Below are 22,888 nucleotides of genomic sequence, written 5' to 3' on the forward strand. Positions count from 1 at the left end.
GCGCAGGCCTCAGCGTCGCCTGCGCGACCACGCGAGCCAGGCGCTCACCAGCCCGACCGTGGCGAAGCCCGCCATCGCCGTCATCGCCGGCAACGCCGTCTGCGTGCCGGCGATGCCGCCCAGCGGCGACGCGACGGCACCGAAGACGAACTGCGTGAAGCCGACCAATGCCGAACCGGCACCCGCGGTGGCACGGGCCTCGCCGACGGCGAGGGCGGATGCGCTCGACATGACCGACCCGCAGCCCATCGCGAACACGGCCACCACGATCAGGTACGTCGTCAACGTCAAGGTGCCCGTCAGGGCGAGCACCACGCCCGCCGCCGCCGAGGTCGCCTGCAGGAACTGAGCGACCCGCAGCGTCGGGTACGCGCCGATCCGATGCGCGACCATCCCGTTGAGCCATGCGCCCGCCATCACCGAGACGGAGCTGAACGAGAAGGTGAGGGAGTACCCGAGGGGCGTGATGTCGAGCACGTCCTGCACGATGAACGACGACGAGCTGATGTAGACCATCAGCGCGGCGTAGCCCGCTCCGAATGCGATCGTGTACCCCATGAAGGCGGGATGGTGCAGGAGCCTGGCGATGTTCCGTACGAGGGCGGCGAGGGTGAACGGGTGCCGCCGCTCCGGCGGCAGGCTCTCCGGGACGAAGAGCGCCGCGACGACGAGCATGCCGGTCGCGAGCGCGGCGAGTCCGAGCAGGGCGGCCCGCCACCCACCCACCTGCGTCAGGAGCGCGCCGAGCGGACTCGCCACGGCGGGGCCGAGCGCGATCATGACGAAGATCGTGCTGAAGGCGCGCACCGCCTGTGCGTGATCGACGAGGTCGGCGATGACGGCGCGGGCGAGCACCGTCCCCGAGGCGCCGGCGAATCCCTGCACGGCGCGGACGAGGATGAGCACCTCGACCGTCGGACTGACGGCGGCCAGGTAGCAGCAGAGCACGAACACCGTCAGCGCGGCCAGGAGCGTGCGGCGCCGGCCGAGTGCGTCGGACACCGAGCCGATCAGGAGCTGGCCGAGCGCCGATCCGGCGAGGAGGGCCGTGAGCGTGAGCTGCACCGTCGACGCGCCGACCCCGAGGTCTGCGGCGATGTCGGGGAACGCCGGCAGGTAGAGGTCGGTCGACAGCGAGCCCGCCATGGAGATGTAGCCGAGCGCGAGCATCAACCCCGGGCTGATCCGGCGCACCCGGCCCTCGGCCGGCAAGGACGCCGTCACCGCCCGGCCACGGCGTGAGGCCGGAACGCCGGTGCGTGTCGAGAAGTGCGGGCCACGAGATCCTCCTCCGAGTCGATCGGCGAGCTGGACAGCATGATGACAGGTCCTGACGCGCGGCCGGCAGAGCGGCCGGTTCCCGCGACTCGACGTAGGCTGGCTGCCGCGGGCAGCGCAGCCCGCGGACGGGAGGACCTGTGGCGCTCAGCAGCATCGAGATCGCCCAAGCGGCGGAACTCCAGCCCATCGGCAGGATCGCGGCGGGCCTGGGCATTCCCGACGAGAGCATCGTGCCGTACGGCCGCCACAAGGCGAAGGTGGCGCTCTCGCACCTCAGGACGCTGGAGGACCGCCCACAGGGCAGCCTCGTGCTGGTGACGGGGGTCTCGCCCACGCCGGCGGGCGAGGGCAAGTCCGCGACGTCCGTCGGGCTCGGCGACGCCCTGCGGCGCATCGGCGAGCGCGCGATGATCTGCCTGCGCGAGCCCGCGCTGGGCCCGGTGTTCGGCATGAAGGGCGGAGCGGCCGGCGGCGGCTACGCGCAACTCGGCCCCATGGAGGACATCAACCTGCATTTCACCGGCGACTTCCAGGCGATCCAGATCGCCACGAACCTGCTGGCCGCGATGATCGACAACCACGTCCACCAGGGCAACGAACTGGGGATCGACGTGCGGCGCATCACCTGGCGCCGCGTGCTCGACGTGAACGACCGGGCGCTGCGCGACATCGTGATCGGACTCGGCGGCACCGGCAACGGGATTCCGCGCGAGGCGGGCTTCGACATCGTCGTCGCCAGCGAGGTGATGGCGATCCTCTGCCTGGCCACGAGCCTCGCCGACCTCAAGGAGCGGCTCGGCCGGATCGTCGTCGCCTCCACGCGCGACCGGAGGCCGGTGCGGGCGAGCGACCTGCACGCGCACGGCGCCATGGCGGCCATCCTGCGCGACGCGCTCGCGCCCAACCTCGTGCAGTCGCTCGAGGGCACGCCCGCCTTCGTGCACGGAGGTCCGTTCGCCAACATCGCGCACGGCTGCAACTCGCTCATCGCGACCTCCTCCGCGCTCCGGATGGCGGACTACGTCGTCACCGAGGCCGGGTTCGGGACCGACCTCGGCGCGGAGAAGTTCGTCGACATCCTGTGCCGTTCCTCCGGCCTGCGTCCGGCGGCAGCGGTGATCGTGGCGACGGTGCGGGCGATGAAGTACCACGGCGGGGTCGCCGTCGCCGACCTCGGCACCGAGGACCTTCCCGCCCTCGAGCGGGGGCTTCCCAACCTGGAACGGCACGTCCACATCATCCGAGAGGTCTTCGGGCTCCCGTGCGTCGTGGCGATCAACGAACGCGCCGAGGACACGCCCGCCGAACTCGACGCGCTCGTCGCAGGGGCCGCCCACTTCGGCGTCCGTGCCGTTCGGGCACGTCATTTCGCAGAGGGCGGCGCCGGCGCGGAGGACCTGGCCCGGGAGGTCGTCGCCCTCTGCGCGGATCGACGGGCAGGGGCGCCGGCGGTGCAGTCGGCGACGGGCGATGGGCTGACGTTCACGTATCCGGACGACGCGTCGCTCTGGCAGAAGGTCAAGGCCGTCGCCACCCGCGTGTACGGCGCCGCCGACGTCTCGGCGTCGACTGCGGTGCGCGCGCAGCTGAAGCGACTGGAGGAGGAGGGGTACGGCCGTCTGCCGGTGTGCGTCGCGAAGACCCAGTACTCGTTCTCGACCGATCCGAAGCTGCGCGGGGCGCCCACGGGGCACATGGTCGACATCCGGGAGGTGCGGCTGGCCGCGGGTGCGGAGTTCGTCGTGCTGGTGTGCGGTGACATCATGACGATGCCCGGCCTGCCGACGCGCCCGGCGGCCGAGGCCATCGACGTCACCGACGACGGCCGCATCGTCGGGCTCTACTGAGGTGCGCACTCGGCGGATGGCGCGCGGCATCCCCCCGGATGAGTCATGCCGCCGACGCGGCATCCGCCCCTAGCATTGGCGCATGAGCGCCCCCGCACCCGCGCCCGCCGCCACCACCGAGGGCGGCCGGCGCCGCACCCGGCTCCACCTCGGCACGGGCGACCGCCAGGCGGCCGCCCTCCTCCTGTTCGCGACCGTGCTCGCGATCGCCTGGGCCAACTCGCCCTGGGGTGAGACGTACGAGGCGTTCTGGGGGCTGCCGATCGAGCTGGGCGTCGGCGAGTTCGTGCTCGCCACCGACCTGCACCACTTCGTGAACGACGCGCTCATGACGCTGTTCTTCTTCGTCGTCGGCCTCGAGGTCAAGCGCGAGTTCACGCTCGGCGAACTGACCGACCGCTCCCGCGCGATCGTGCCGGTCGTCGGCGCCGTCGCGGGGCTCGTGGTGCCGGCGCTCATCTTCTTCGCGATCGCCTGGGACACCGGGCAGGCGCACGCCTGGGGGATCGTCATCTCGATGGACACCGCGTTCCTGCTCGGCGCGCTCGCGATCATCGGCCCGAGGTTCCCGGCGCGGCTGCGGGCGTTCCTGCTCACGCTCGCCGTGGTCGACGACATCGGAGCGCTGCTGGTCATCGCGGTGTTCTACAACACCGGCCTCGACCTCGCGCCCCTCGCGATCGCGGTCGTGCTCATGATCGCGATCGCGCTCGTGCGGTTCCTCCGGGCGGGTCGCGGCATCGCCTACGCGACGCTCGGCATCGCACTGTGGTTCGCGGTGCTCTCGGCGGGCATCCACCCCACGCTCGCGGGCGTCGCCGTCGCCCTGCTGATCCCGGTGTTCCCGCCCGCGCGGTCCGACGTGGAGCGCACCGCCGAGCTCACGCAGGCGTTCCGCGAGTCGCCGAATGCGGCCTACGCCGCCGCAGTGAACCGGAGCCTCCGGGAGTCGATCTCGATCAACGACCGGCTGCAGGGGGCGTGGGGCCCGTACATCTCGTTCCTCGTGCTGCCGATCTTCGCGCTCGCGAACGCGGGCGTGCACCTGGACGCCGAGACGCTCGGCGCCGCGGTCGTCTCGCCCCTCGTGTGGGGCATCGTCGCCGGTCTCGTGATCGGCAAGTTCGTCGGCATCACCGGTGCGGTCGCCGTCGTCGTCGCCACCGGCGTCGGCAGGCTCGCGCCCGGGCTCGGGATGTCGCGCATCGCCGGCGGCGCCGCCCTCTCCGGCATCGGCTTCACGATCTCGCTGTTCATCGTGTCGCTCGCGTTCACCGACCCCGAGCTGCAGGACCTCGGACGGGTCGGCGTGCTCGCGGCATCCGTCATGGCCTTCGGCCTCGGCTGGGCGGTGTTCCTGGTCGGCGACCGGGTCTGGCCGCCGCAACCGGTCGGCAAGGTGCTGGTGCGACCCTTCGACCCCGAGCGCGACCACTACCGGGGCCGGCCCGACGCGGCGTACCAGATCGTCGAGTACGGCGACTTCGAGTGCCCGTTCTGCAGCCGCGCGACCGGGTCGATCGATGCGGTCATCGAGCACTTCGGCGACGACGTCTGCTGGGTGTGGCGGCACCTGCCGTTGGAGGCCGTGCACGCCCACGCGAAGGAGGCCGCCCAGGCGTACGAGGCCGCTGCGCTGCAGGGCCGCCACCTCGACATGGCCCGGCTGCTCTTCGCCAACCAGGATGCACTCGACACCGATCACATCTGCCGCATCGCCGACGAGCTCGACCTCGACGTCGAGCGGTTCCTCGAGGACCTGCACTCGCCGAAGGTCGTCAACCGCGTCGAGGACGACCAGCTCGACGCCGAGGTGATGGACCTGCACTCGACGCCCACGTTCTTCATCGGCGGCATCCGCCACGTCGGGCCGTGGGACTCGCGGTCGCTGATCCGGGCCCTCGAGCGGTCGGTCGACCCGGGCTCGCCCTGATACCGTTCGGCGCACACGAGACGGGGGCGGATGTCGCGTGACATCCGCCCCCGTCGTTCGCGCGGAACCCCACCGCGCGCCGCACGTGCCCTAGACGTGCAGGTCGGTGCCCTTCGTCTCCTTGACGAACGAGACGGCGGCCAGCGAGATCAGCGCGGCGATGGCGATGTAGACGCCGATCGTCCACGAGTTGCCGGTCGCGGTGAGGAGGGCCTCGGCGATCATCGGGGCGAACGCGCCGCCCAGGATCGCGCCGAGCGCGTAGCCGATCGAGACGCCCGAGTAGCGCACGTTCGCCGGGAACATCTCGGCGTAGAGCGCCGCCTGCGGGCCGTACGAGAGGCCGAGGCCGAACGTCATCACGAAGAGTGCGACGAAGTACCAGACGATGTTGCCGGTGTCGATGAGGAACCACATCGGCACGGCCCACAGGGCGAGGAAGCCGTACCCGATCTGGAAGGTGCGGATGCGCCCGATGCGGTCGGAGACGCGGCCGCCGAACATCGTGAAGACCAGCCAGCCGAACGAGGCGAGCACCGTGGCGAGCAGCACCGTCGGGCGGTCCATGCCGAGCACCGTCACCGCGTAGGTCGCGAAGAAGGCGATGAGCAGGTAGCCGGCCGCGTTGTTGCCGATGAAGATGAGCGCCGTGAGGACCACGTTCTTCGTGTTGTGGCGGAACAGCTGGCCGAGGGGAGCCGACGACTCCTTCTGGCGGCGCTGGAGGTCCTGGAAGACCGGGCTCTCCTCGACCGCGCGACGGATCGCGTAGCCGATGACGATGAGCACGATCGACAGGATGAACGGGATGCGCCAGCCCCACGTGAGGAACGCCTCCTGGGACATGGAGGACGTGATCACCCAGAGCGTGAAGGTCGCGAGGATCATGCCGACCGGCACGCCGATCTGCGGGAACGCGCCGAAGAAGCCCCGCTTCTGGTTGGGGGCGTGCTCGACGGCCATGAGCGCCGCGCCGCCCCACTCGCCGCCCGCCGAGAAGCCCTGCAGGATGCGGAGGGTGATCAGCAGGATCGGCGCCGCGATGCCGATCGCGGCGTAGGTCGGCAGGAAGCCGATCAGCGAGGTCGAGACGCCCATCATGATGAGCGTGAAGACCAGCATCTTCTTGCGGCCGATCTTGTCGCCGAGGTAGCCGGCGACGACCGCGCCGAGCGGACGGAACAGGAACGAGATGCCGATCGTCGCGAACGCGAGGATCTGGGCCAGAGCCGGGTTCGCCTCGGCCACGGGGGCCAGGAACAGCGGGGCGAGCACGAGGCCGGCGGCCTGGGCGTAGATGAAGAAGTCGTACCACTCGATGGAGGTACCGACGAGGGTGCCGGCGAGGACCTTGCGCTCCTCCTTGGGCATGCGCCCGGTGCGCTCGGCTTCCTCATGGATCTGTGACGTCGTCGTCATGCGAACTCCGTTGTTCTGTGCAGGTTCGGGTGTGTCGGGTTGTCGGCCGCGCGGGGGATGGTGCGCCGCCGTTGGTGCAGGCCGAACGACCGGTCGCTTTGCTGACCGATCGTTCGGTATGGAAATCAGACCATAGCGCAGATCCGTCGTTCGACGGAACCCCCCTGCGACGAACGGCGGCGCACGCGCGACGAACGGCGGTGTCGGATGCCGCGGTGCGGCCGAGCCGCGGGACCCATGGCCCATGCGCGCCATCCCGCCGGTCGTAGCCTCGGGACGGGCTGACACGGCGAACGACCGCGCGCCCCGCTCGGAGGGAGTCCGCATGAAGATCGTCGTCGTCGGAGGAGTCGCGGGAGGGGCGTCCATCGCCGCGCGAGCGCGTCGGCTCGACGAGTTCGCCGAGATCATCGTGTTCGAACGCGGCGACTACGTCTCGTTCGCCAACTGCGGACTGCCGTACCACATCGGCGAGGTCATCACCGATCGCAGCCGCCTGCTGCTCCAGACACCCGAGAGCCTCCGCGAATCGCTCGACATCGACGTGCGGGTCGGCACCGAGGTGGTCTCGCTGGACCGTGACGCGAAGACCGTCACCGTGCGGGAGCTCGCGACCGGACGCGAGTACGCCGAGTCGTACGACCGGCTCGCGCTGTGTCCCGGCGCCGACCCGCTCCGGCCGCCGCTGCCCGGCGTCGACCTCCCGGGGGTGCACGTGCTGCGCAACATCCAGGACATGGACGGGATCAAGGCCGAGCTCGACGCGGCGCTCGAGGCCGCGGCATCCGCTCGGGGTCGCACGGTGCACGCCGTGGTCATCGGCGCCGGGTACATCGGCGTCGAGATGGCCGAGAACCTGCGGCACCGCGGCGCGGCCGTCACGATCGTCGAGCTGAGCGACCAGATCCTGCCCCCGCTCGACAAGGAGGTGTCGATCCCGGTGGAGCAGCACCTGCGCAGCCGGGGAGTCGACCTGAACCTGTCGACCGCGGCGGCGGCGTTCACCGAGCGGCCCGGTGGCGGCGTCACGGTCGAGCTGCAGAACAACCGGTTCCTCGAGGCCGACCTCGTGATCCTCTCCGCCGGCGTGCGTCCCGCGGTGGGCCTCGCGAGGGACGCGGGACTCGAGATCGGTCCGCGGGGCGGCATCGTCGTCGACACCCGCATGCGCACGTCCGACCCGAGCATCTGGGCGGCCGGCGACGCCGTCGAGACCGCGCACACGGTGCTGCCCGGCTCGTGGCTCACGCCGCTCGCGAGTCCCGCCAACCGCGAGGCGCGCGTCGCCGCCGAGAACATGTGCGGGCGCGACACCGAGTACCTGTCGTCGCAGGGCACGTCGATCGTGAAGGTGTTCGACATGGTCGCGGGCGGCACCGGCGCCACCGAACGCCAGCTCGACGCCGAGGGCATCGAGCACCGCACCGTGCACATCCACCCGTCCGGGCACGCCGGGTACTACCCGGGCTCGGCGATGATGCACCTCAAGCTGCTCTTCGCCCCCGACACGGGGAGGATCCTCGGCGCGCAGGTCGCGGGCTTCGACGGCGTCGACAAGCGCCTCGACGTGCTGGCGACCGTGATCCGCCTCGGCGGCACCGTGCACGACCTCGAGCGACTCGAGCTCGCGTACGCGCCGCCCTTCGGCTCGGCGAAGGATCCGGTCAACATGGCCGGCTTCGTCGCGACCAACGTGCTGCAGGGCGACCTGACCCTCTGGTACGCGAAGGACTTCCCGGCCGCCACCGAGGGCACCCGCCTGGTCGACGTGCGCACGCCCGAGGAGTTCGGCATCTGGCACATCCCCGGCGCCGAGAACGTCCCGCTCGCCACCCTGCGCGCCGCCTGCGAGGGCTGGGACCGCTCGACGCCGGTCCGCGTGTACTGCGCCGTGGGCTTCCGCAGCTACCTCGCGCACCGCATCCTCGTGCAGCGGGGCTTCGCGGATGTCGCCACCCTCTCGGGCGGCTCGAACACATTCCGCTACTGGCATGACATCGAACCCGCGTCGCCCGCGCCGCCCGTGCCCGAGACGCACTACGCCGAGGCCGTCGACCTCATCACCGCGGCGCGAGGGACCGGGAGGTCGGTCGACCTCGACTGCACGGGCCTCGCCTGCCCGGGGCCGATCATGCGCCTGTCGAACACGATGGGCGAACTCGCGGACGGCGACGAGGTCGTCGTGCACGTCTCCGATCCGGGGTTCTTCAGCGACGGACCCGCGTGGGCGGCGAGCCACGGGCACGAACTGCTGTCGATGGAGCCCGAGGGGCCCGGCTACGTCGCCGCGTTCCGCAAGGGCGGGGCGGCGGCATCCGCTTCGGCCGGTTCGGGGCTCGCGCTCGGGCAGAAGCTGAACCAGACCTCGTTCGTCATCTTCTCGGGCGACCTCGACAAGGTGCTCGCCGCGTTCATCATCGCGAACGGCGCGCTCGCGATGGGCCAGCAGGTGTCGATGTTCTTCACCTTCTGGGGCCTCAACGCGCTGCGCCGCGAGGACCCGCCGAAGCGCGACCACACCGCCCTCGAGCGGATGTTCGGGATGATGATGCCGTCCGGCCCCGACCACCTCCCGCTGTCGCAGATGAACATGGCCGGAGCCGGCGCCGCGATGATCAAGCACGTGATGAAGGGCCACGACGTGCAGTCCGTGCCCGAGCTCATCGGCGCGGCGCGTCAGAGCGGAGCGCGGCTCATCGCGTGCACGATGACGATGGACCTGCTCGGCATCGCCGAGTCGGACCTCATCGACGGCATCGAGCTCGGCGGCGTCGCGACGTTCCTCGGCGAGGCGGAGAAGTCGGGCACGACGCTGTTCATCTGATCGGCGGCGGACCGCCCGGCCGGTGCCGGACGGTCCGCTCCTCGGTTCACGCCAGCAGCGTCTCGCCGACGAAGCCACCCTCGGCGCAGCCGGGCGGGATCGCGAACACGGCCGACCCGAGGGGCGTGGTCCACTCGTTCAGCAGGTCGAGTTCGTCGAGTCGCCGCTGGATCGGCACGAACTGGCGGTCGACGTCGGCCTGGTACGACGCGAACAGCAGCCCGGCGTCGGAGATCGCGCCTCCGGCCGGCGCGTCGTCGTAGTTGTACGAGCGGCGGAGGATCCGCTCGGCCGGGTCGGCGCTGCGCGAGCGCCGGAGGTGCGCGAACTCGGGAATCACGCGGAGCCCGACCGCGTCGGTCGCGTCGAGGTCCGGTTCGTCGTGCTCACGGGTGCCGGTGAGCGGCGCGCCGTTCGCGAGCGTGCGGCCGACGGCCTGCTCGCGGGCGAACCGGTCGACGCGGTCCCAGCCGTCCAGGTCCATGTGCACGCGCCGGAGCACGAGGCTCGTGCCGCCCGCGAGCGGGCCCTCGGGGATCCACACGAGTCGCGCGAACTCCTCGGTTCCCGGCACGGGATTGCTCGTGCCGTCGACCTGGCCGAAGAGGTTCCGCATGGTCGTGCCTGCGTTCTCGGCGCCGTGGCTCCGTCGGAATCCGCGCTGCGTCCACCGCACGGTCGCGAACGATCGCGCGTCCTTCAGCAGCATGCGCGCGGCGTGCGCGACGGTGACCGGGTCGTCGGCGGCGATCTGCAGCAGCAGGTCGCCGTCGGAGAACGCCGGGTCGAGCCGATCGATCGAGAACGCGGGCAACGGGCGCAGCCAGCTCGGTACGGTCGCCGGCGCGGCGAGCGCGACGAGTCCCGGTCCGAATCCGAACGTGACCGTCAGCCGGGCCGGGACGAGCGCGAGCTCGGGCTCGGTGTCGGCCAGCGCCGCCTCGCCGCGCGTGAGCCGTGCGGCGTCGTCGGTGAGCAGGCGCATCATGCGCGCGATCGCGGCCCGGTCGACGTCGTCGCGCAGGTCGAGCGCGATGAACGCGGCGTGCGCCTGTGCGGGGGTGTCGACGCCGGCCTGGTGCGGGCCGTGGAACGGGACCGTTCCCGTGCCGTGGAGCGGGCAGGCGGATGCGGCATCCGTGCCCGCGCCCGTGGCCGCCTGCACGCCGAGCGTCGCCGCGGCACCCAGCCCGGCGCCGAGCCCGGCGGCCGCGCCGCCGAGGAGGAACTGCCGCCGGGTGCTGCCGGTCACCGCTCCTCCATGTCGTCGTCCATGTCGTGCATCTCGTCGCCCATGTCGTCGTCGTCTTCGTGGTAGCTGTCGTCGGCACCCGCGAAGTCCTTCACTGCGGCATCGAACTCGACGGTCGAGTCGTCGTCGAACGTGAGCGTGACGGTGATCTCCGAGCCCGGCGCGAGCGGCCCGGTGAGGCCCATGAGCATGAGGTGCGATCCGCCGGGCTCCAGGTCGAGGGTGCCGCCGGCGGGAATGACGAAGCCGCCGTCGATCTCGCGCATGACCATCCGGCCGTCCTCCTCGACGGTCTCGTGCAGTTCGAGTCGATCCGCCGCGTCGGTCGTCGCGGAGACGACCGTGACGTCGGCGTCCCCGCCGTTGGCGAGCTCGCCGAACGCGCCGGTCATGCCCTCCTCGGCGGCCTTGACCCATGGGTCGGTGACGGTGACGGATGCCGCGGCGGTCGATGTCCCGGCGTCGCCGGCGGTCCCGGACGCGGTCGCGCATCCGGTGAGGGCGAGGGCGGTGGCGGCGAACAGGGCGCCGAGGCGGAGTGCGGTACGGGTGTGCATGGAAGGGTCCTTCGATTCGTCTGGATGGGAGCGCATTCGGCTCCGGATCTCCGCGCCGGATCGGCGCGGAGCGGTCGGCCGCGGCGCGCAGGGTGCGCGGCGGCGTGCGGCGGCGCCGTCCTGGCGCGGCCGAGTGGGTTCAGAGCGAACCGAGGAGGGGAGGGCCGCGCAGGGGTCGCGCGGCCGGGAAGACGCCCGCGGGCAGCAGGACCCGGATGCCGGGCACGCCGCTGCGGACACGCGCGGGCGCCTCGGATCGAGGCGGCGCCGGCAGCACCGCGACGACCCAGCGGGCCACGCGCGCGGCGAGCGTCGCCAGCAGCCCGAGCACGCGCTCGGCCTGGTGCAGCGCCACGATCGTGACGGCCGCGGCGACGGCATGCCAGCCCCACATCCCCGCATCGGCGGAGGCCGCGACCGCCGTCAGGTCGATCGCGCTCGCCGCGCCGTGGGCGTGGCCGGCGTGAGCGCCGGCCACGGCCGTGCCGGCAGCGGGGGCGGCACCGAGCGTGAACAGCGCATGGAACAGGCCCTGGCTGACGAGCACCGCGGCCGACAGCCGGGCGAGCGACAGGGTTCGCCCCGCGAGCAGGGTCGACGCGGCGACCGAGAGCGTCCACGGCGCGAGCACGCCGACCCAGGAGGGCGGTTCGCCTCCCGCGAGCACGTGCGACGCGAGCGCGACGAAGGTCGCGAGGCTCGCGGCGGCCAGCCCGTGCAGTGCACGACGGGCCCGCGACCGGGGAGGGGTCATGAGCGAACCATATCCGCCGCGGCTGGGGGCATCCTCGGCGTTGGTCCGGGCATTGCGGGCGTACGGGCGACACGCGTCGAACGCCCTGCCGCCGCGCAGCGGATGACCTCAGGTCGCGGCGAGTGCCTTCACGCGACGCTTGGCGCTCTTCTCGACGAGGACGGGGACGAAATCCCTCACCTTGCGCCCGTCGAACGTGTGATGCTCCTCGTCGACGATCTCGGCGATGCGCGCCCGGTCGATGTCGGGGAAACGCTCCGACAGCCGATCGATCACCTGTTGCACGCCCTGCTGTTCGTCGAGCTCGCGGGACTGCCCGTCTTCGGTCATGGGGGAAGTCTCATGCCGGCGAAACGATCCGTCAACTTCGCACGAGCATCCGTCCGGAGCGGGGCTTGCGCAGGTCGAGCCGCATCACCACGCGCGGGAATCCGTTCAGCACGGACGTGGTGTCGGCCGCCTTCGTGAACCCGGCTCGCTCGAACAGTGCTCGCGTGCCGACGTAGGCCATCGTGAGGTCGACCTTCGCGCCGTGGTTGTCGACGGGGTAGCCCTCGACCGCGGGCGCCCCGTGCTCGCGAGCGAACTCGACCGCGCCGGCGAGCAGGCGGTGCGAGAGCCCCTCGCCCCGATGCCCGGGACGTACGCGGATGCACCACACCGACCACACGTCGAGGTCGTCGACGTGCGGGATCCTCCGGTTGGTCGCGAAGCTCGTGTCGGAGCGCGGATGCACGGCCGCCCAGCCGACGGGCTCGTCACCGTCGTACGCGATCACACCCGGCGCCGGATCCTCCGCGACGAGCTCGCGCACGCGCTCGCCGCGAGCCGGGCCGACCAGTGCGCGGTTCTCCGCCGACGACGTGAGCCGGTAGCTCAGGCACCAGCACACGCTCGCGTCGGGCCGCTTCGGCCCGACCACCGCGGCGACGTCATCGAAGACGGATGCCGCGCGCACGTCGATCGCCATGCGGCCAGCCTGCCAGCGTCATCCGACATCGGGAAGGGATGCCCCGGGACGCGGGTCGCAAGGCCCTCGCGGCATCCGCTCGACGCGCCTATCGTGGCTCGCGAGGCCGACCGGACCGGCAGCGCGAGGCCGACCGGACCGGCAGAGGGACCGGCGAGACCGTCCGGGCCGCCCGGACCGATCCCGAGAGGGAGGGCATGTCGATGGCCGACGTACTGATCTTCGCGCCCGCGCCGCTGCTGACCGTGACGCTCGAGGGCGATCATCCCGGCGGCGACCTGCACGTGCACTCGGGCGGGCAGGGCATCTGGCAGGCGCGCATGCTGCGCACGCTCGGCAGGAGCGTGGCGATCGTCGGGTCGTTCACGGGCGAGTCCGGCCGCGTGGTGCACCACCTGCTCGCGGACGAGGGCATCGAGGTGCATCCCCTCCAGCGGAAGGGTCGCGGGCCCGCCTACGTGCACGACCGGCGCACCGGACATCGGACGGTGGTCGCCGAACTCCGCGGCGACCCGCTGTCGCGGCACGAACTCGACGAGTTGTACGCGGCCGTCCTGCGCGAGGCGATGGCATGCCGGCTGGTGATCCTCAGCGGTCCCGCCGACGAGGGCATCCTCCCCGACGACGTGTACCGACGCCTCGCCGCCGATCTCAGGGCCGAGGGCCTGCCCGTCATCGTCGACCTCTCGGGCGCGCGCCTCGAGGCGGCGCTCGACGGCGGCGTCGCCCTGGCGAAGGTGAGCGACGCCGAGTTGCGCGAGGCCCTCGAGATCCGGGGCGACTCCCTCGACGAGATCGTGGCCGCCGGCCGGCGCATGCGCGACGCCGGCGCTCGCAGCGTGGTCGTCACGCGCGCGCGCGAGCCGCTCGTGCTGATCGACGGCGAGCACGCGTACCTGGTGCGGGTCCCGCGCATGCAGGAGGTCGACGCGGACGGCGCCGGCGACTCGCTCCTCGCGGCGGTGGTGAGCGCGCTCGCCGAGGACCAGCCGCTCACCGAGGCGATCGCGCTCGGCGCCGCCGCGGGGGCGCTCAACGTCACCCGCCACGGTCTCGGCACGGGCGACCCCGAGGCGATCCACCGGTTGCGGGCGCGGGTCACGATCGAGGAGATCGGCGAGGACGACGCCGAGGCGTTCACCCTCGACCAGCTCGCCGCCCGTGCGGAGGTGGACGACCGATGAGCACCGTCCTCATCACGAACGACGATGGCATCGATTCGCCCGGCCTGCACGCGCTCGCGCATGCCGCGCTCGCCGAGGGGCTCGACGTGGTCGTCGCCGCCCCGGCGTCCGAGGCCAGCGGCTCGAGCGCGTCGATCATCGGGGCCGACCACGACGGCCACGTGCACATGCGGCACCGCGCGGTCGCCGGCCTCGACGTGCCGTGCTTCGCGGTGCAGGCGGCCCCGGCGCTCATCGCGCTGATCGCGGCGCACGGCGCGTTCGGCCGGGTGCCCGACGCGGTGCTCTCGGGCATCAACCGCGGCGCCAACATCGGCCATGCGGTGCTGCACTCCGGCACGGTCGGCGCGGCGCTCACGGGCGGGTCGAGCGGTGGCCGGGGCCTCGCGGTCTCGCTCGACGTGGGCATGCATCCGGTCACGCACGAGTGGGAGGCCGCCGCCGTCCTGGCACGCGGCATCCTGCGCCCGCTGCTCGCGGCGCCGGCCGGCACGGTGCTGAACCTCAACGTGCCCAACCGAGCGGATGCCGCCGGCCTGCGGCCGCAGCTCGCGACGCTCGCCCCGTTCGGCATCGTGCAGACCACCGCCGCCGAACGCGGCGAGCAGGGTGTGCGCCTCACCGTCTCGGACCTCGAGGGCGAGCACGACCCGCAGAGCGACGCGTCGCTGCTCGCCGAGGGGCAGGCCACGCTCACCGCGATCACCGCGGTGGGGGAGGCGCCGCTGCCGGAGGGCGTCGCGACCGCCTGAGGCGCACGGTGGCGCCGAGGGGTGGATTCGCTCACGATGGACGGATGACCGAGCACGAGCCCGCCTCCCCGCCCGTGCCTGCGCCCGACCGCCCCGCGCCGCACGACCGACGCGGCGAGCTGATCGCCGAGGCGCGGGAGCGGGCGGCGCGGCGCCGTCCCGCCGAACTGCTCGCGCAGTGGCGCGACGACGTGACGGTGACGACATCCCCGGTCGACCTGCGCACGGCGGTCGCATTCGACGCGCTCGCGCTCGACGCCGCTCCCGAGTACGACGCGGTGCTCCTCTCGCCGGTCGCGCCGATCGGGGTCGCGTCCGTGCTCGCGCCGACCTCGCAGGACCGGACGCTGTCGACCATCCGACCGACGGAGGTCGTCTCGGACCCGACCAACGTGCTCGCGCTCGAAGCGGCGCGGCGAATCCGCGACGCGCCGCGCGGCGCGGCGCCCGGCCGCGTGCGGCTCTGCACCGTGCATCAGGTGCTGCGCATGCAGGCGCCTGCTGCCGGCCGCGCCCATACGCGCCATTTCCGCATGTTCGCGCTCGCCGACGCCGGTCGGGCTCTGCCCGAGGACGGGTTCGAGGTCGACGCGGTCGTCGCTCACCTCCGGGTGCATCGCCGGCTGCTCGACGCGGCCGTCGAGCGTCACGGGGTGCGGTTCGGCGACCCGCAGGTGATCGTTTCGTCCGACGGGCCGCGCCGGGTCCTCGCCGATCGCACTGCGTCCGCGGTCGCCACCGCGTTCCCCGACGCCGGGGTCGTCCACGAGTCGATCGACGCGGCGTACTACGACGGGTTCCGCGTCGAGTACGCGGTGCGCGACCGTCGCGGGGCCGCCGTCCGCATCGTCGACCTCGGGCGCTTCGACTGGGTGGCCTCGCTCACCGGCGACCGCCGGAATCGCTTCGTCGCGAGCGCGATCGGGATCCAGTTGCTGCCGCTGCTGCTCGGCCGGTAGCCCGGTGCGGGCGGCAGGCGCCCATGCACCCGCCGCCCGCGTCGGCAGCTCAGGCCGGCGTCGCGGCCCAGGCGCCCTCGGCGGCGGCGGCCGCCAGCGTGCTGCGGAGGTCGCGGGCGGGCCGGCCGAGTATCTCCGGCACGGTCGTCGTCGTGGCCTCGTTGCGTCCGTCGAAGACCTCGCGGCACAGCTCGGTGAGCAGCGTCGCCAGGTCCTCGCCCTCGGCGGCGGCGAGGGCAGCGTGGAACTCGTCGAACCCCACGGGCACGTAGGCGACGTCGCGTCCGGCGGCCTCGGACAGCCGCGCCGCTGCTTCGGCGAAGGTGAGCGACTCGGGTCCGGTGACCTCGTAGCGGCGACCCGCGTGGCCGTCGCCGAGCAACGCCTCCACGATCACGTCCGCGAGGTCGTCGAGGTCGACGAACGGCTCGCGTGCGTCGCCCGCGGGCAGCGCCAGCACGCCGTCGGCGACCGCACCGCCCAGCATCCCCTCGGTGAAGTTCTGCATGAACCATGCGGCGCTGACGACGGCGGCCGGAACGCCGGAGGCGAGGAGGATGTCCTCGCAGCGGCGTGCGCCCGACTCGCCGCGCCCGGACAGCAGCACGATCCGGCGTACGCCGGCCTCCCGGGCGATCGAGGCGAGGCGGGCGATGGCGGCGTCCGCGCCGGGCGCGGCCAGGTCGGGCACGTACGCCGCGTACAGCCGGCCGACGCCCGCGAGCGCCTCCGGCCAGCCCTCCGGACGCTCCCAGTCGAACCCCGGCGTGCTGCCGCGCGACAGCCTGCGGACCGTCTTCCCGCGCGCGTCGAGCCGGTCTGCGACGCGCCGTCCGGTCTTGCCGGTGGCGCCGATGACGGCGATGATCTCGTCCACGATGGACCTCCCTCGTTCGGATGTGCGTCCACGCTGGCGCATCATCCTCGGATGGTCGATCTCCGATCGCCCGGAATCCTATGCCGATCGTCCGCGATCACGGATCCCCGGCGATCCGGCATGCCACGGTGGACGCATGGTCAATCCGCGCACCGCGACGACCGGCGTCGTTCCTCCCGGAGCCGGGCCCGACGGGTTCGGCGACAGCCTCCATCTCCTGCGGTTCACGGGCGCCCTCTACTGCCGCGCCGAGGTCACGGCGCCGTGGGGCGTCGACTTCCCGCCCTTCCCGGGCTGCGTGATGCTGCCCGTCGTGCTCGCCGGCCGGTGCATCCTCGAGGTCGGCGCCGAACGTCACCTGCTCGAGGCGGGCAGTGCCGCGCTCATCACCCGGGGCGTCCCGCACCGCATGCTCAGCACGACGGATGCTGCGTCGACGCCGCTCTTCGACATCCCCGTCGAGCAGCTCAGCGACACGTACGAGCACATGCGATTCGGCGGCGGCGGCGAGGCCGCCCGCGTGGCGTATGCGGCGATGCAGGTGGACGGGCCGTTGACGGCGCGGCTCACCGCGCAGCTGCCCGACGTGATCCGCGTCGACGCGTGGGACGACGGCGAGGGCGGCGCGTTCCAGGCGGTGCTGCGGCTGCTGGCACGCGAGGCCGAGGAGATCCGCCCGGGCGGCGAGGCGGTCATGACGCGGCTCGCCGACATCCTGGTGATCCAGGTGCTGCGACGGTGGCTCGCGACCGTCGACGCGCCGCCCACGGGATGGCTCGCCGGGCTGCGCGACCCGCACGTCGGGCGCGCGCTCGGCGGCATGCACGGCCATCCCGGCGAGGAGTGGACGCTGGCCTCGCTCGCGAGGCAGGCGAGCATGTCGCGATCGGCGTTCGCCGAGCGCTTCACGGCGCTCGTCGGCGAGCCGCCCATGCGCTACCTCGCCGGCTGGCGGCTCGAGCGCGCACACGCGGAGCTCATGGCCACCGACGAGCCGATCGCGTCGATCTCACGGCGCGTCGGCTACTCCTCGGAGGCGGCGTTCAGCCGGGCGTTCAAGCGGCACCACGGGGTGACGCCCGGCGCGGTGCGGCGCGGCGCGGAGACAGGTCCGCCGCCGACGCCGATCCGCGCGCTCGCCGTCGGGTGATCCCGCGTCATCCGTGCGGGTTCGTCGCCGCCCCATCGAGCCACAGCGTGTCGACCGGGTCGCTGTGCGCGCCGCCGCTGTCGACATGCTTCGCACTGATCTGCGGACCCTTCGTGATGACGTGCACGAGCGCCATCGCATGGCCGCGACCGAGGCCGTAGTCCTCGGCGAGCCAGGCCACGATCGGCGTGGCCTTCGTCTCCGGCCCGAACCCGCGCTCGTTCGCGAGCTCGACGAACTGCCGTGGGGTGAGTCCGGTCTTCGCCTCGATGTTGTCGAGGTACGCCTGGAAGGACATTCGCTGCTCCTCAGCTGGTCGTGGACTCGTCGGCCCAGATCTGGATGATGGTGTCGGACGCGTGGATGCACAGCATCCGCAGCGGCCCGTCGCCGGCATTGGTGAACCGGTGCCAGACGCCCGCGGGCACCGTGGCGGTGTCGCCCTCGCGGGCGGTCAGCTCGGACTCGCCGACGACGATGCGGGCGGTGCCCTCGAGCACGACCCAGGTCTCGGCGTACGGATGCCAGTGCAGGCCCGGCCCCTCGCCGGGATCGTTGTCGACGAAGAAGTACGAGATGCCGGCGCCGTGCTCGCGGCCGACGAAGCGGCGCGTGCGTCCGGTGCCGATGCGCAGCGCCCCGGCCGGCACGATCGCGGGCGTGGCCGGCGGGGTCGTGGTCGGGGTCAGGGTGATCTCGGTGTCGGTCATGGTGCAAGGCTGCCGCCGCGGCATCCGTCGCCGTTAGTGTTTCGATGTGGATCGAAACTTCGTGGACTTCCGGCTCGCTCCCGGCGACATCTCCGCGATCCGGTTCGGGGTGTCGCCGGGGCACGAGCTGTGCCACGCGGTGCGGGTGCTGCAGCGTCCCGAGGAGCATCCGCTGCAGTGGGGCTGGCTGCGCGCCGTCCGCGCGGGAGTGCCGCGCGAGGCGTTCGAGATGCTCGCGGTCCTGATCGGCGAGCGCGGCTACTTCCCCGACTTCCTCACGACCACGCCCACGTGGGACCTCGATCCCGCCGAGGAGGCGGCGCGGCTGCGCGAGGTGCCGGACGGGCCGATGACGGTCGACCTGCGCAAGGTGGTCGTGCGCTCGGCCGGCGCCCGGCAGCAGGCGATCCTGCGAATGATCGACGACCTGCCCCGGGCCCGGGCGATGATCGCCGACGCGTGGCTCGAACTCTGGGCGGCGGTGCTCGCACCGGTGTGGACCCAGCTGGAGCGCATCCTGCGGGCCGACATCGCCGTGCGCGCCCGTCGCATCGCGACCGACGGCCTCGCAGGGATGGTCGGCGGCCTGCACCACACCGTCGAGTGGCACGACGATGCCGTCCGCGTCGAGCTGCGGCTGCACTCCGAGGTGCTCGACTGCCGCGGCTCGGGCATCGTGCTCGTGCCGTCGGTGCTCGGCGGGCTCGGGTGCTCGGTGCTCACCGAACCGCCGGCGCAGCCCACCCTGTTCTACCCCGCCCAGGGCGTGACCGAGCGGTGGGCGACGGATGCCACGGCCCTCGCCGAGGCGCTCGGCGCGCTGCTCGGCCAGGCCCGCGCGGCGATCCTGCTGGGCGCGCACGCACCGCGCACGACCTCGCAGGTCGCCGCGGACGCCGGGCTGGCGCCGTCGACCGCGTCGCACCACCTCACGGTGCTCCGCGACGCGGGCCTCGTCACGAGCCGACGCGACGGGGCACGGATGCTGCACCTGCGGACCCCGCTGGGCGAGGCGCTGGTCGGCGCGGCGCTCTGAATTCCACGCGGCGCGTACGCTCGAAGCTCATGAGGAGACGTGGGCGTGGCGATGAGGCGGTCCAGCCGATGCCGCGTGTGGGGATCCGCGCGGTCGCCCGGGCTGCGGGCGTCTCGCCGACGACGGTCTCGCATGCGTTCTCCGGCACCCGCGCGGTGCGGACGGAGACGCGGGACCGGGTGCTCCGCGCCGCGGCCGCGCTCGGCTACACACCCGATCGGGTGGCGCAGGGAATGCGTCGCGGGCGGACGGGCGTGGTCGGATTCGCGAGCGACCGGATCGCCACCACTCCCTTCGCGGGCAGGATCATCCAGGGCGCGCAGGAGGTGGCCCGCGAGCACGACGTGCTGCTGATGGTGGCCGACTCGGAGGGCGACCCCGACCTCGAGGCGCGCCAGCTCCGCGCGCTCACCGCGCAGCGCGTCGACGGCATCCTCATCGCGCGCATGTTCCATCAGGTCGTCGGGCGGTCCGGCGTACCCGGCGACGTGCCGGTCGTGCTCGTCGATGCCGCGCCGGAACCCGGGTGGCATGTGCGCGCGGTGGTGCCCGACGAGCGGGGCATCGCATCGACGGCGGTCCGCCGACTGCTCTCGGCTGGCCATCGGCGGATCGCGCTCGCCAGCACGGTGGACGATGCGCCGGCGCGGATCGGGCGGGAAGCGGGCTTCCGAGAGGAACTCGCCGCAGCCGGGCTCAGCGTGCCCCAGGCTGCCATCGCCCGTGCGACCTCCGACGCCGAAGGCGGCCGAACCGCCGGCAGGGCGCTGCTCGACCGGCCACGGCATGAACGGCCCACGGCGATCTTCTGCTTCAACGACCAGATGGCGATGGGGGTCTTCCAGGCGGCAGCGGCACTCGGGCTCGACGTGCCATCCGACCTCTCGGTCATCGGAGTGGACGACCTGGAGCTGATCTCGGGAGGTCTCGTTCCGGGGCTGACGACGGTCGCACTGCCGCATCGCGAGATGGGGCGTTGGGGCATGCGCGCCTTGCTCGCCATGGTCGACGACGCGGATGCCGCGGGGGAAACGGCTCTCGTCCGCCTCGCGTGCGAACTGGTCGAGCGCGGCTCGGTGGCGTCACCGTCCGCCTGACGGGATCCGTTCGATCGCCGCGACGGCGAGCGGGACGAGCTCGAACGCGTCGATCCTGGTCGCTCCGTCCACCGATTCGATCGAGAGTCCGTTCGCGTCGGGCGCGCCGAAGACCAGGTTCGAGATCACCGCCTCCCCGTCGTTCGCGAACACCTCGACGGAGGACGCATCGACGATGACGTCGAGGACGACCTCGCCGCGCTCACCGCTGGTCACGGGGGCAGTGCGCACCTCGCGGTAGGCATCGGGCATCGCGGATGCCGCGGCGTCCGCGTCGCGCGCGACGAAGACGACTCCGGCCTCGAAGTCCACGCCGATCGTCGCGAACGCGCCGTCGCCCTCGCGGATCCGGAACCGTGCCTCCCGGGCCGGGTCCGCCGCGTCGGGCGCGAGCGTGACGCGGAGGCGGTAGGCGTCGGATCGCGGTTGCGGGAGGACGGCCCCCGCGGCATCCGTCACCGTGACGTCGTGGACGACGTCGGCCGGCCCTTCGAGGTCGCCGATCCCGTCGACGACCGAGGAGCGGAGCGTCGGTCCGGCCCCGCCATCGACGAGGCGGATCTCGCGAACGATGGAGTCGGCGCCGCCGTGCCAGTCGTCGGTGGGCAGGTCGCCGGCATACGCCCAGTTGTTCATCCACCCGAGCGCGTACCGGGAGGCGAGGCGGTCGGCCTCGGACGCTCGCGGGTCGTCCCAGGTGACGGTCGCGTAGAAGTCCGCCCCGCGATCGAGCCACTTCGGCTCGTCCGAGTCCGGCGTGAAGGAGGTGCCGTTCCACTCCCCGGTCCAGTAGGCCGTGCCCGTGGTCATGCCGTGCTCGGCCCCGTTCACTCCCGCGAGGAGCACCCAGCGGATGCGGTCGGGGTCGCCGTCGACCGACATCGGGAACAGGTCGGGGCACTCGAGGACGCCCAGGTCGTCGCGCTCGTATCCCGACACGTACGTCCAGTCGGTGAGGTCGGGCGAACGGTAGAAGCCGAGCTTGTGCCCCTCCGCCAGCACCATCAGCCACTGGCCGGTCGCGTCGTCCCAGACGACCTTCGGGTCGCGCCAGTGCTCCTCGCCGGGGTTCTCCATGATCGGATTTCCGTCGATCGGCTCGAAGCGGTATCCGCCGTCGGTGGAGACGAACAGCGATTGGCGCTGCACGCCGTCGTCCTGCTGGGTCACCATGGCGATGACCGCGCCGGCGCCGAACCCGGCGGTGTCGTCGACGTCGACCACGGCGCTTCCGGTGAGGATGTCGCCGAGCCCGTTCTCGTACTTCTCGATCGCCACGCCCTCGTCGCGCCAGTGGACGAGGTCGGAGGACGTCGCGTGGTACCACTCGGTGCCGTTTCCTCGGGGGTGATCGGCGTTGTAGAGGTAGTAGTAGTGCCACTTCCCGTCGAGCCAGAACGGGCGTTGCGGGTCGTTCATCCAGTGCTCGGCCGGCGTGAGGTGGACGGCGGGCCGGTAGGGCGACCATTCAGCGGGTCGCGTGAACTCCGCCTGGGCACCCGGTTGCGGGGCCGCGGGCAGCGGTTCATCGGGCGAGCCGCCGCCGACGACGGTGAGGCTCGCAAGCAGGAGCACGACGACCAGTCCCCCGCCGAGCAACCATGCGACCGGATGTCGCCACCGAGCACGCCGCACGCGCGGCGCCGGGGTGGCGGGCGTATCGCCCATGCCTGTTCGATTCATGATCCTCCGTGTGGTTCTGGCATCGCGGACCGTCCGAGGCGCGAGGCGCGAGGCGCGACCGGGGCGGTGCCGGCGATGCGCCTTCGCAGCAGGTGTCCGGGGAGGAGCGCGAGCGCCACTCGAGGAGTCGACGTCACGCTAGCCATGCACAAAACGTTTTGCAAATGGACCGGACGCCGCAGGCGACATGAAAGCGCGACCATCCGCGAACCCGCGCTGATCTGGAAATTCTCGCCGTGGATGACACGTCCAGAGGTTTTCGTCTTCGGCTTGACAACGTTGTCAGCGTGCGGATAGCTTCCAGTGCCAGGGGGAGCACGACGCCACGTTCTCGAGGACGAATCATCAAGTCCCGACCGCCGACGGATCCGCACATCGGACGAAAGCGAAGAACGTGAACACATCACGACCGACGCGCACATCGCGCACGATCGCCGAGCCGCGGCGACCCGACCCGGCACTGCCGTGCACGCGCGACAGGACGCCCGCCCGACGCGTCGACGAACGGCCGCCGGACATCGACCTCCGACCGGCCGACTGACGTCGCGCCGTTCGGACACCCGGTCGAGCGCGCCGCGCGATCGACCACCCCGCCGGGCACCG

Annotated in this window: 20 protein-coding genes; 9 read left to right on the forward strand and 11 right to left on the reverse strand. The window is 72.5% G+C overall.

The genetic code is table 11. From position 1 onward, the window contains the following. Nucleotides 1-9 precede the first annotated feature (9 nt). Nucleotides 10-1,194, reverse strand: coding sequence for a multidrug effflux MFS transporter (locus ACULK4_RS03425; protein WP_445965058.1), 1,185 nt, complete (start codon nucleotides 1,192-1,194; stop codon nucleotides 10-12). A gap of 224 nt (nucleotides 1,195-1,418) precedes the next feature. On the opposite strand from ACULK4_RS03425, the gene ACULK4_RS03430 reads away from it, so the two are divergent. Both ACULK4_RS03430 and nhaA read left to right on the forward strand, forming a co-directional pair. Further along, nucleotides 1,419-3,128 (forward strand): formate--tetrahydrofolate ligase, encoded by a 1,710-nt coding sequence (locus ACULK4_RS03430; protein WP_445965059.1) that lies wholly within the window; start codon nucleotides 1,419-1,421, stop codon nucleotides 3,126-3,128. A gap of 82 nt (nucleotides 3,129-3,210) precedes the next feature. After that, complete coding sequence (nhaA, locus tag ACULK4_RS03435; RefSeq protein ID WP_445965060.1) at nucleotides 3,211-5,061, forward strand: Na+/H+ antiporter NhaA; 1,851 nt, start codon at nucleotides 3,211-3,213, stop codon at nucleotides 5,059-5,061. Nucleotides 5,062-5,151: 90 nt separating this feature from the next. Here nhaA and ACULK4_RS03440 read toward each other — a convergent pair whose 3' ends face one another. Continuing rightward, nucleotides 5,152-6,480 (reverse strand): MFS transporter, encoded by a 1,329-nt coding sequence (locus ACULK4_RS03440; RefSeq protein WP_445965061.1) that lies wholly within the window; start codon nucleotides 6,478-6,480, stop codon nucleotides 5,152-5,154. A 325-nt stretch (nucleotides 6,481-6,805) separates the two neighbouring features. On the opposite strand from ACULK4_RS03440, the gene ACULK4_RS03445 reads away from it, so the two are divergent. Then, the gene (locus tag ACULK4_RS03445; protein ID WP_445965062.1) at nucleotides 6,806-9,304 is read left to right on the forward strand and encodes an FAD-dependent oxidoreductase; all 2,499 of its coding nucleotides are present in this window, start codon (nucleotides 6,806-6,808) and stop codon (nucleotides 9,302-9,304) included. 46 nt (nucleotides 9,305-9,350) lie between these two features. Here the strand turns inward: ACULK4_RS03445 and ACULK4_RS03450 are convergent, their stop codons facing one another. From ACULK4_RS03450 to ACULK4_RS03470, 5 genes are all read right to left on the reverse strand, one after another. After that, nucleotides 9,351-10,556, reverse strand: coding sequence for a Dyp-type peroxidase (locus ACULK4_RS03450; RefSeq protein WP_445965063.1), 1,206 nt, complete (start codon nucleotides 10,554-10,556; stop codon nucleotides 9,351-9,353). Next, nucleotides 10,553-11,113: a copper chaperone PCu(A)C gene (locus ACULK4_RS03455; protein ID WP_445965064.1), complete on the reverse strand. Its 561-nt coding sequence runs from the start codon at nucleotides 11,111-11,113 to the stop codon at nucleotides 10,553-10,555. Before ACULK4_RS03455 ends, ACULK4_RS03450 begins: the two co-directional genes overlap by 4 nt. Before the next feature lie 139 nt (nucleotides 11,114-11,252). After that, entirely contained in the window at nucleotides 11,253-11,867 is a 615-nt protein-coding gene (locus tag ACULK4_RS03460) for a hypothetical protein (protein WP_445965065.1), read from the reverse strand. 108 nt (nucleotides 11,868-11,975) lie between these two features. Beyond that, nucleotides 11,976-12,197: a three-helix bundle dimerization domain-containing protein gene (locus ACULK4_RS03465; protein WP_445965066.1), complete on the reverse strand. Its 222-nt coding sequence runs from the start codon at nucleotides 12,195-12,197 to the stop codon at nucleotides 11,976-11,978. A 31-nt stretch (nucleotides 12,198-12,228) separates the two neighbouring features. Next, nucleotides 12,229-12,837 (reverse strand): GNAT family N-acetyltransferase, encoded by a 609-nt coding sequence (locus ACULK4_RS03470; RefSeq protein WP_445965067.1) that lies wholly within the window; start codon nucleotides 12,835-12,837, stop codon nucleotides 12,229-12,231. Between the two features lie 203 nt (nucleotides 12,838-13,040). On the opposite strand from ACULK4_RS03470, the gene ACULK4_RS03475 reads away from it, so the two are divergent. The 3 genes from ACULK4_RS03475 to ACULK4_RS03485 are packed head-to-tail and all read left to right on the forward strand — an operon-like array spanning nucleotide 13,041 to nucleotide 15,732. After that, nucleotides 13,041-14,021 (forward strand): 1-phosphofructokinase family hexose kinase, encoded by a 981-nt coding sequence (locus ACULK4_RS03475; protein ID WP_445965068.1) that lies wholly within the window; start codon nucleotides 13,041-13,043, stop codon nucleotides 14,019-14,021. Continuing rightward, entirely contained in the window at nucleotides 14,018-14,773 is a 756-nt protein-coding gene (locus tag ACULK4_RS03480; RefSeq protein ID WP_445965069.1) for a 5'/3'-nucleotidase SurE, read from the forward strand. The genes ACULK4_RS03475 and ACULK4_RS03480 overlap by 4 nt, the downstream gene beginning before the upstream one ends. Nucleotides 14,774-14,817: 44 nt before the next feature. Then, nucleotides 14,818-15,732 (forward strand): hypothetical protein, encoded by a 915-nt coding sequence (locus tag ACULK4_RS03485; protein WP_445965070.1) that lies wholly within the window; start codon nucleotides 14,818-14,820, stop codon nucleotides 15,730-15,732. A 49-nt stretch (nucleotides 15,733-15,781) separates the two neighbouring features. Here ACULK4_RS03485 and ACULK4_RS03490 read toward each other — a convergent pair whose 3' ends face one another. Beyond that, entirely contained in the window at nucleotides 15,782-16,609 is an 828-nt protein-coding gene (locus ACULK4_RS03490; RefSeq protein WP_445965071.1) for a Rossmann-fold NAD(P)-binding domain-containing protein, read from the reverse strand. 136 nt (nucleotides 16,610-16,745) lie between these two features. Between ACULK4_RS03490 and ACULK4_RS03495 the strand changes: the two genes are divergently transcribed. Beyond that, nucleotides 16,746-17,759: an AraC family transcriptional regulator gene (locus ACULK4_RS03495; protein ID WP_445965072.1), complete on the forward strand. Its 1,014-nt coding sequence runs from the start codon at nucleotides 16,746-16,748 to the stop codon at nucleotides 17,757-17,759. A gap of 7 nt (nucleotides 17,760-17,766) precedes the next feature. Here ACULK4_RS03495 and ACULK4_RS03500 read toward each other — a convergent pair whose 3' ends face one another. Next, nucleotides 17,767-18,057, reverse strand: coding sequence for a DUF4287 domain-containing protein (locus ACULK4_RS03500; RefSeq protein WP_445965073.1), 291 nt, complete (start codon nucleotides 18,055-18,057; stop codon nucleotides 17,767-17,769). 10 nt (nucleotides 18,058-18,067) lie between these two features. After that, on the reverse strand, nucleotides 18,068-18,469 hold the full coding sequence (locus tag ACULK4_RS03505; protein WP_445965074.1) for a cupin domain-containing protein: 402 nt from the start codon (nucleotides 18,467-18,469) through the stop codon (nucleotides 18,068-18,070). A gap of 46 nt (nucleotides 18,470-18,515) precedes the next feature. Here ACULK4_RS03505 and ACULK4_RS03510 point away from each other — a divergent pair, with 46 nt between their 5' ends. Both ACULK4_RS03510 and ACULK4_RS03515 read left to right on the forward strand, forming a co-directional pair. After that, entirely contained in the window at nucleotides 18,516-19,505 is a 990-nt protein-coding gene (locus tag ACULK4_RS03510; RefSeq protein ID WP_445965075.1) for an ArsR/SmtB family transcription factor, read from the forward strand. Nucleotides 19,506-19,573: 68 nt separating this feature from the next. Next, the gene (locus tag ACULK4_RS03515; RefSeq protein WP_445965076.1) at nucleotides 19,574-20,602 is read left to right on the forward strand and encodes a LacI family DNA-binding transcriptional regulator; all 1,029 of its coding nucleotides are present in this window, start codon (nucleotides 19,574-19,576) and stop codon (nucleotides 20,600-20,602) included. On the opposite strand, the gene ACULK4_RS03520 is transcribed toward ACULK4_RS03515, so the two are convergent. Continuing rightward, complete coding sequence (locus ACULK4_RS03520) at nucleotides 20,588-22,270, reverse strand: glycoside hydrolase family 32 protein (RefSeq protein WP_445965077.1); 1,683 nt, start codon at nucleotides 22,268-22,270, stop codon at nucleotides 20,588-20,590. The genes ACULK4_RS03515 and ACULK4_RS03520 overlap by 15 nt on opposite strands. Between the last annotated feature and the right edge of the window lie 618 nt (nucleotides 22,271-22,888).

Source organism: Agromyces selenitireducens, from assembly GCF_052748465.2.

Coding starts and splice junctions, on each gene's coding strand:
- nhaA (WP_445965060.1), top strand. CDS start 3,211: ATGAGCGCCCCCGCACCCGCGCCCGCCGCCACCACCGAGGGCGGCCGG.
- ACULK4_RS03440 (WP_445965061.1), bottom strand. CDS start 6,480: ATGACGACGACGTCACAGATCCATGAGGAAGCCGAGCGCACCGGGCGC.
- ACULK4_RS03445 (WP_445965062.1), top strand. CDS start 6,806: ATGAAGATCGTCGTCGTCGGAGGAGTCGCGGGAGGGGCGTCCATCGCC.
- ACULK4_RS03455 (WP_445965064.1), bottom strand. CDS start 11,113: ATGCACACCCGTACCGCACTCCGCCTCGGCGCCCTGTTCGCCGCCACC.
- ACULK4_RS03460 (WP_445965065.1), bottom strand. CDS start 11,867: ATGACCCCTCCCCGGTCGCGGGCCCGTCGTGCACTGCACGGGCTGGCC.
- ACULK4_RS03465 (WP_445965066.1), bottom strand. CDS start 12,197: ATGACCGAAGACGGGCAGTCCCGCGAGCTCGACGAACAGCAGGGCGTG.
- ACULK4_RS03470 (WP_445965067.1), bottom strand. CDS start 12,837: ATGGCGATCGACGTGCGCGCGGCATCCGTCTTCGATGACGTCGCCGCG.
- ACULK4_RS03475 (WP_445965068.1), top strand. CDS start 13,041: ATGGCCGACGTACTGATCTTCGCGCCCGCGCCGCTGCTGACCGTGACG.
- ACULK4_RS03480 (WP_445965069.1), top strand. CDS start 14,018: ATGAGCACCGTCCTCATCACGAACGACGATGGCATCGATTCGCCCGGC.
- ACULK4_RS03485 (WP_445965070.1), top strand. CDS start 14,818: ATGACCGAGCACGAGCCCGCCTCCCCGCCCGTGCCTGCGCCCGACCGC.
- ACULK4_RS03495 (WP_445965072.1), top strand. CDS start 16,746: ATGGTCAATCCGCGCACCGCGACGACCGGCGTCGTTCCTCCCGGAGCC.
- ACULK4_RS03500 (WP_445965073.1), bottom strand. CDS start 18,057: ATGTCCTTCCAGGCGTACCTCGACAACATCGAGGCGAAGACCGGACTC.
- ACULK4_RS03505 (WP_445965074.1), bottom strand. CDS start 18,469: ATGACCGACACCGAGATCACCCTGACCCCGACCACGACCCCGCCGGCC.
- ACULK4_RS03515 (WP_445965076.1), top strand. CDS start 19,574: ATGCCGCGTGTGGGGATCCGCGCGGTCGCCCGGGCTGCGGGCGTCTCG.
- ACULK4_RS03520 (WP_445965077.1), bottom strand. CDS start 22,270: ATGGGCGATACGCCCGCCACCCCGGCGCCGCGCGTGCGGCGTGCTCGG.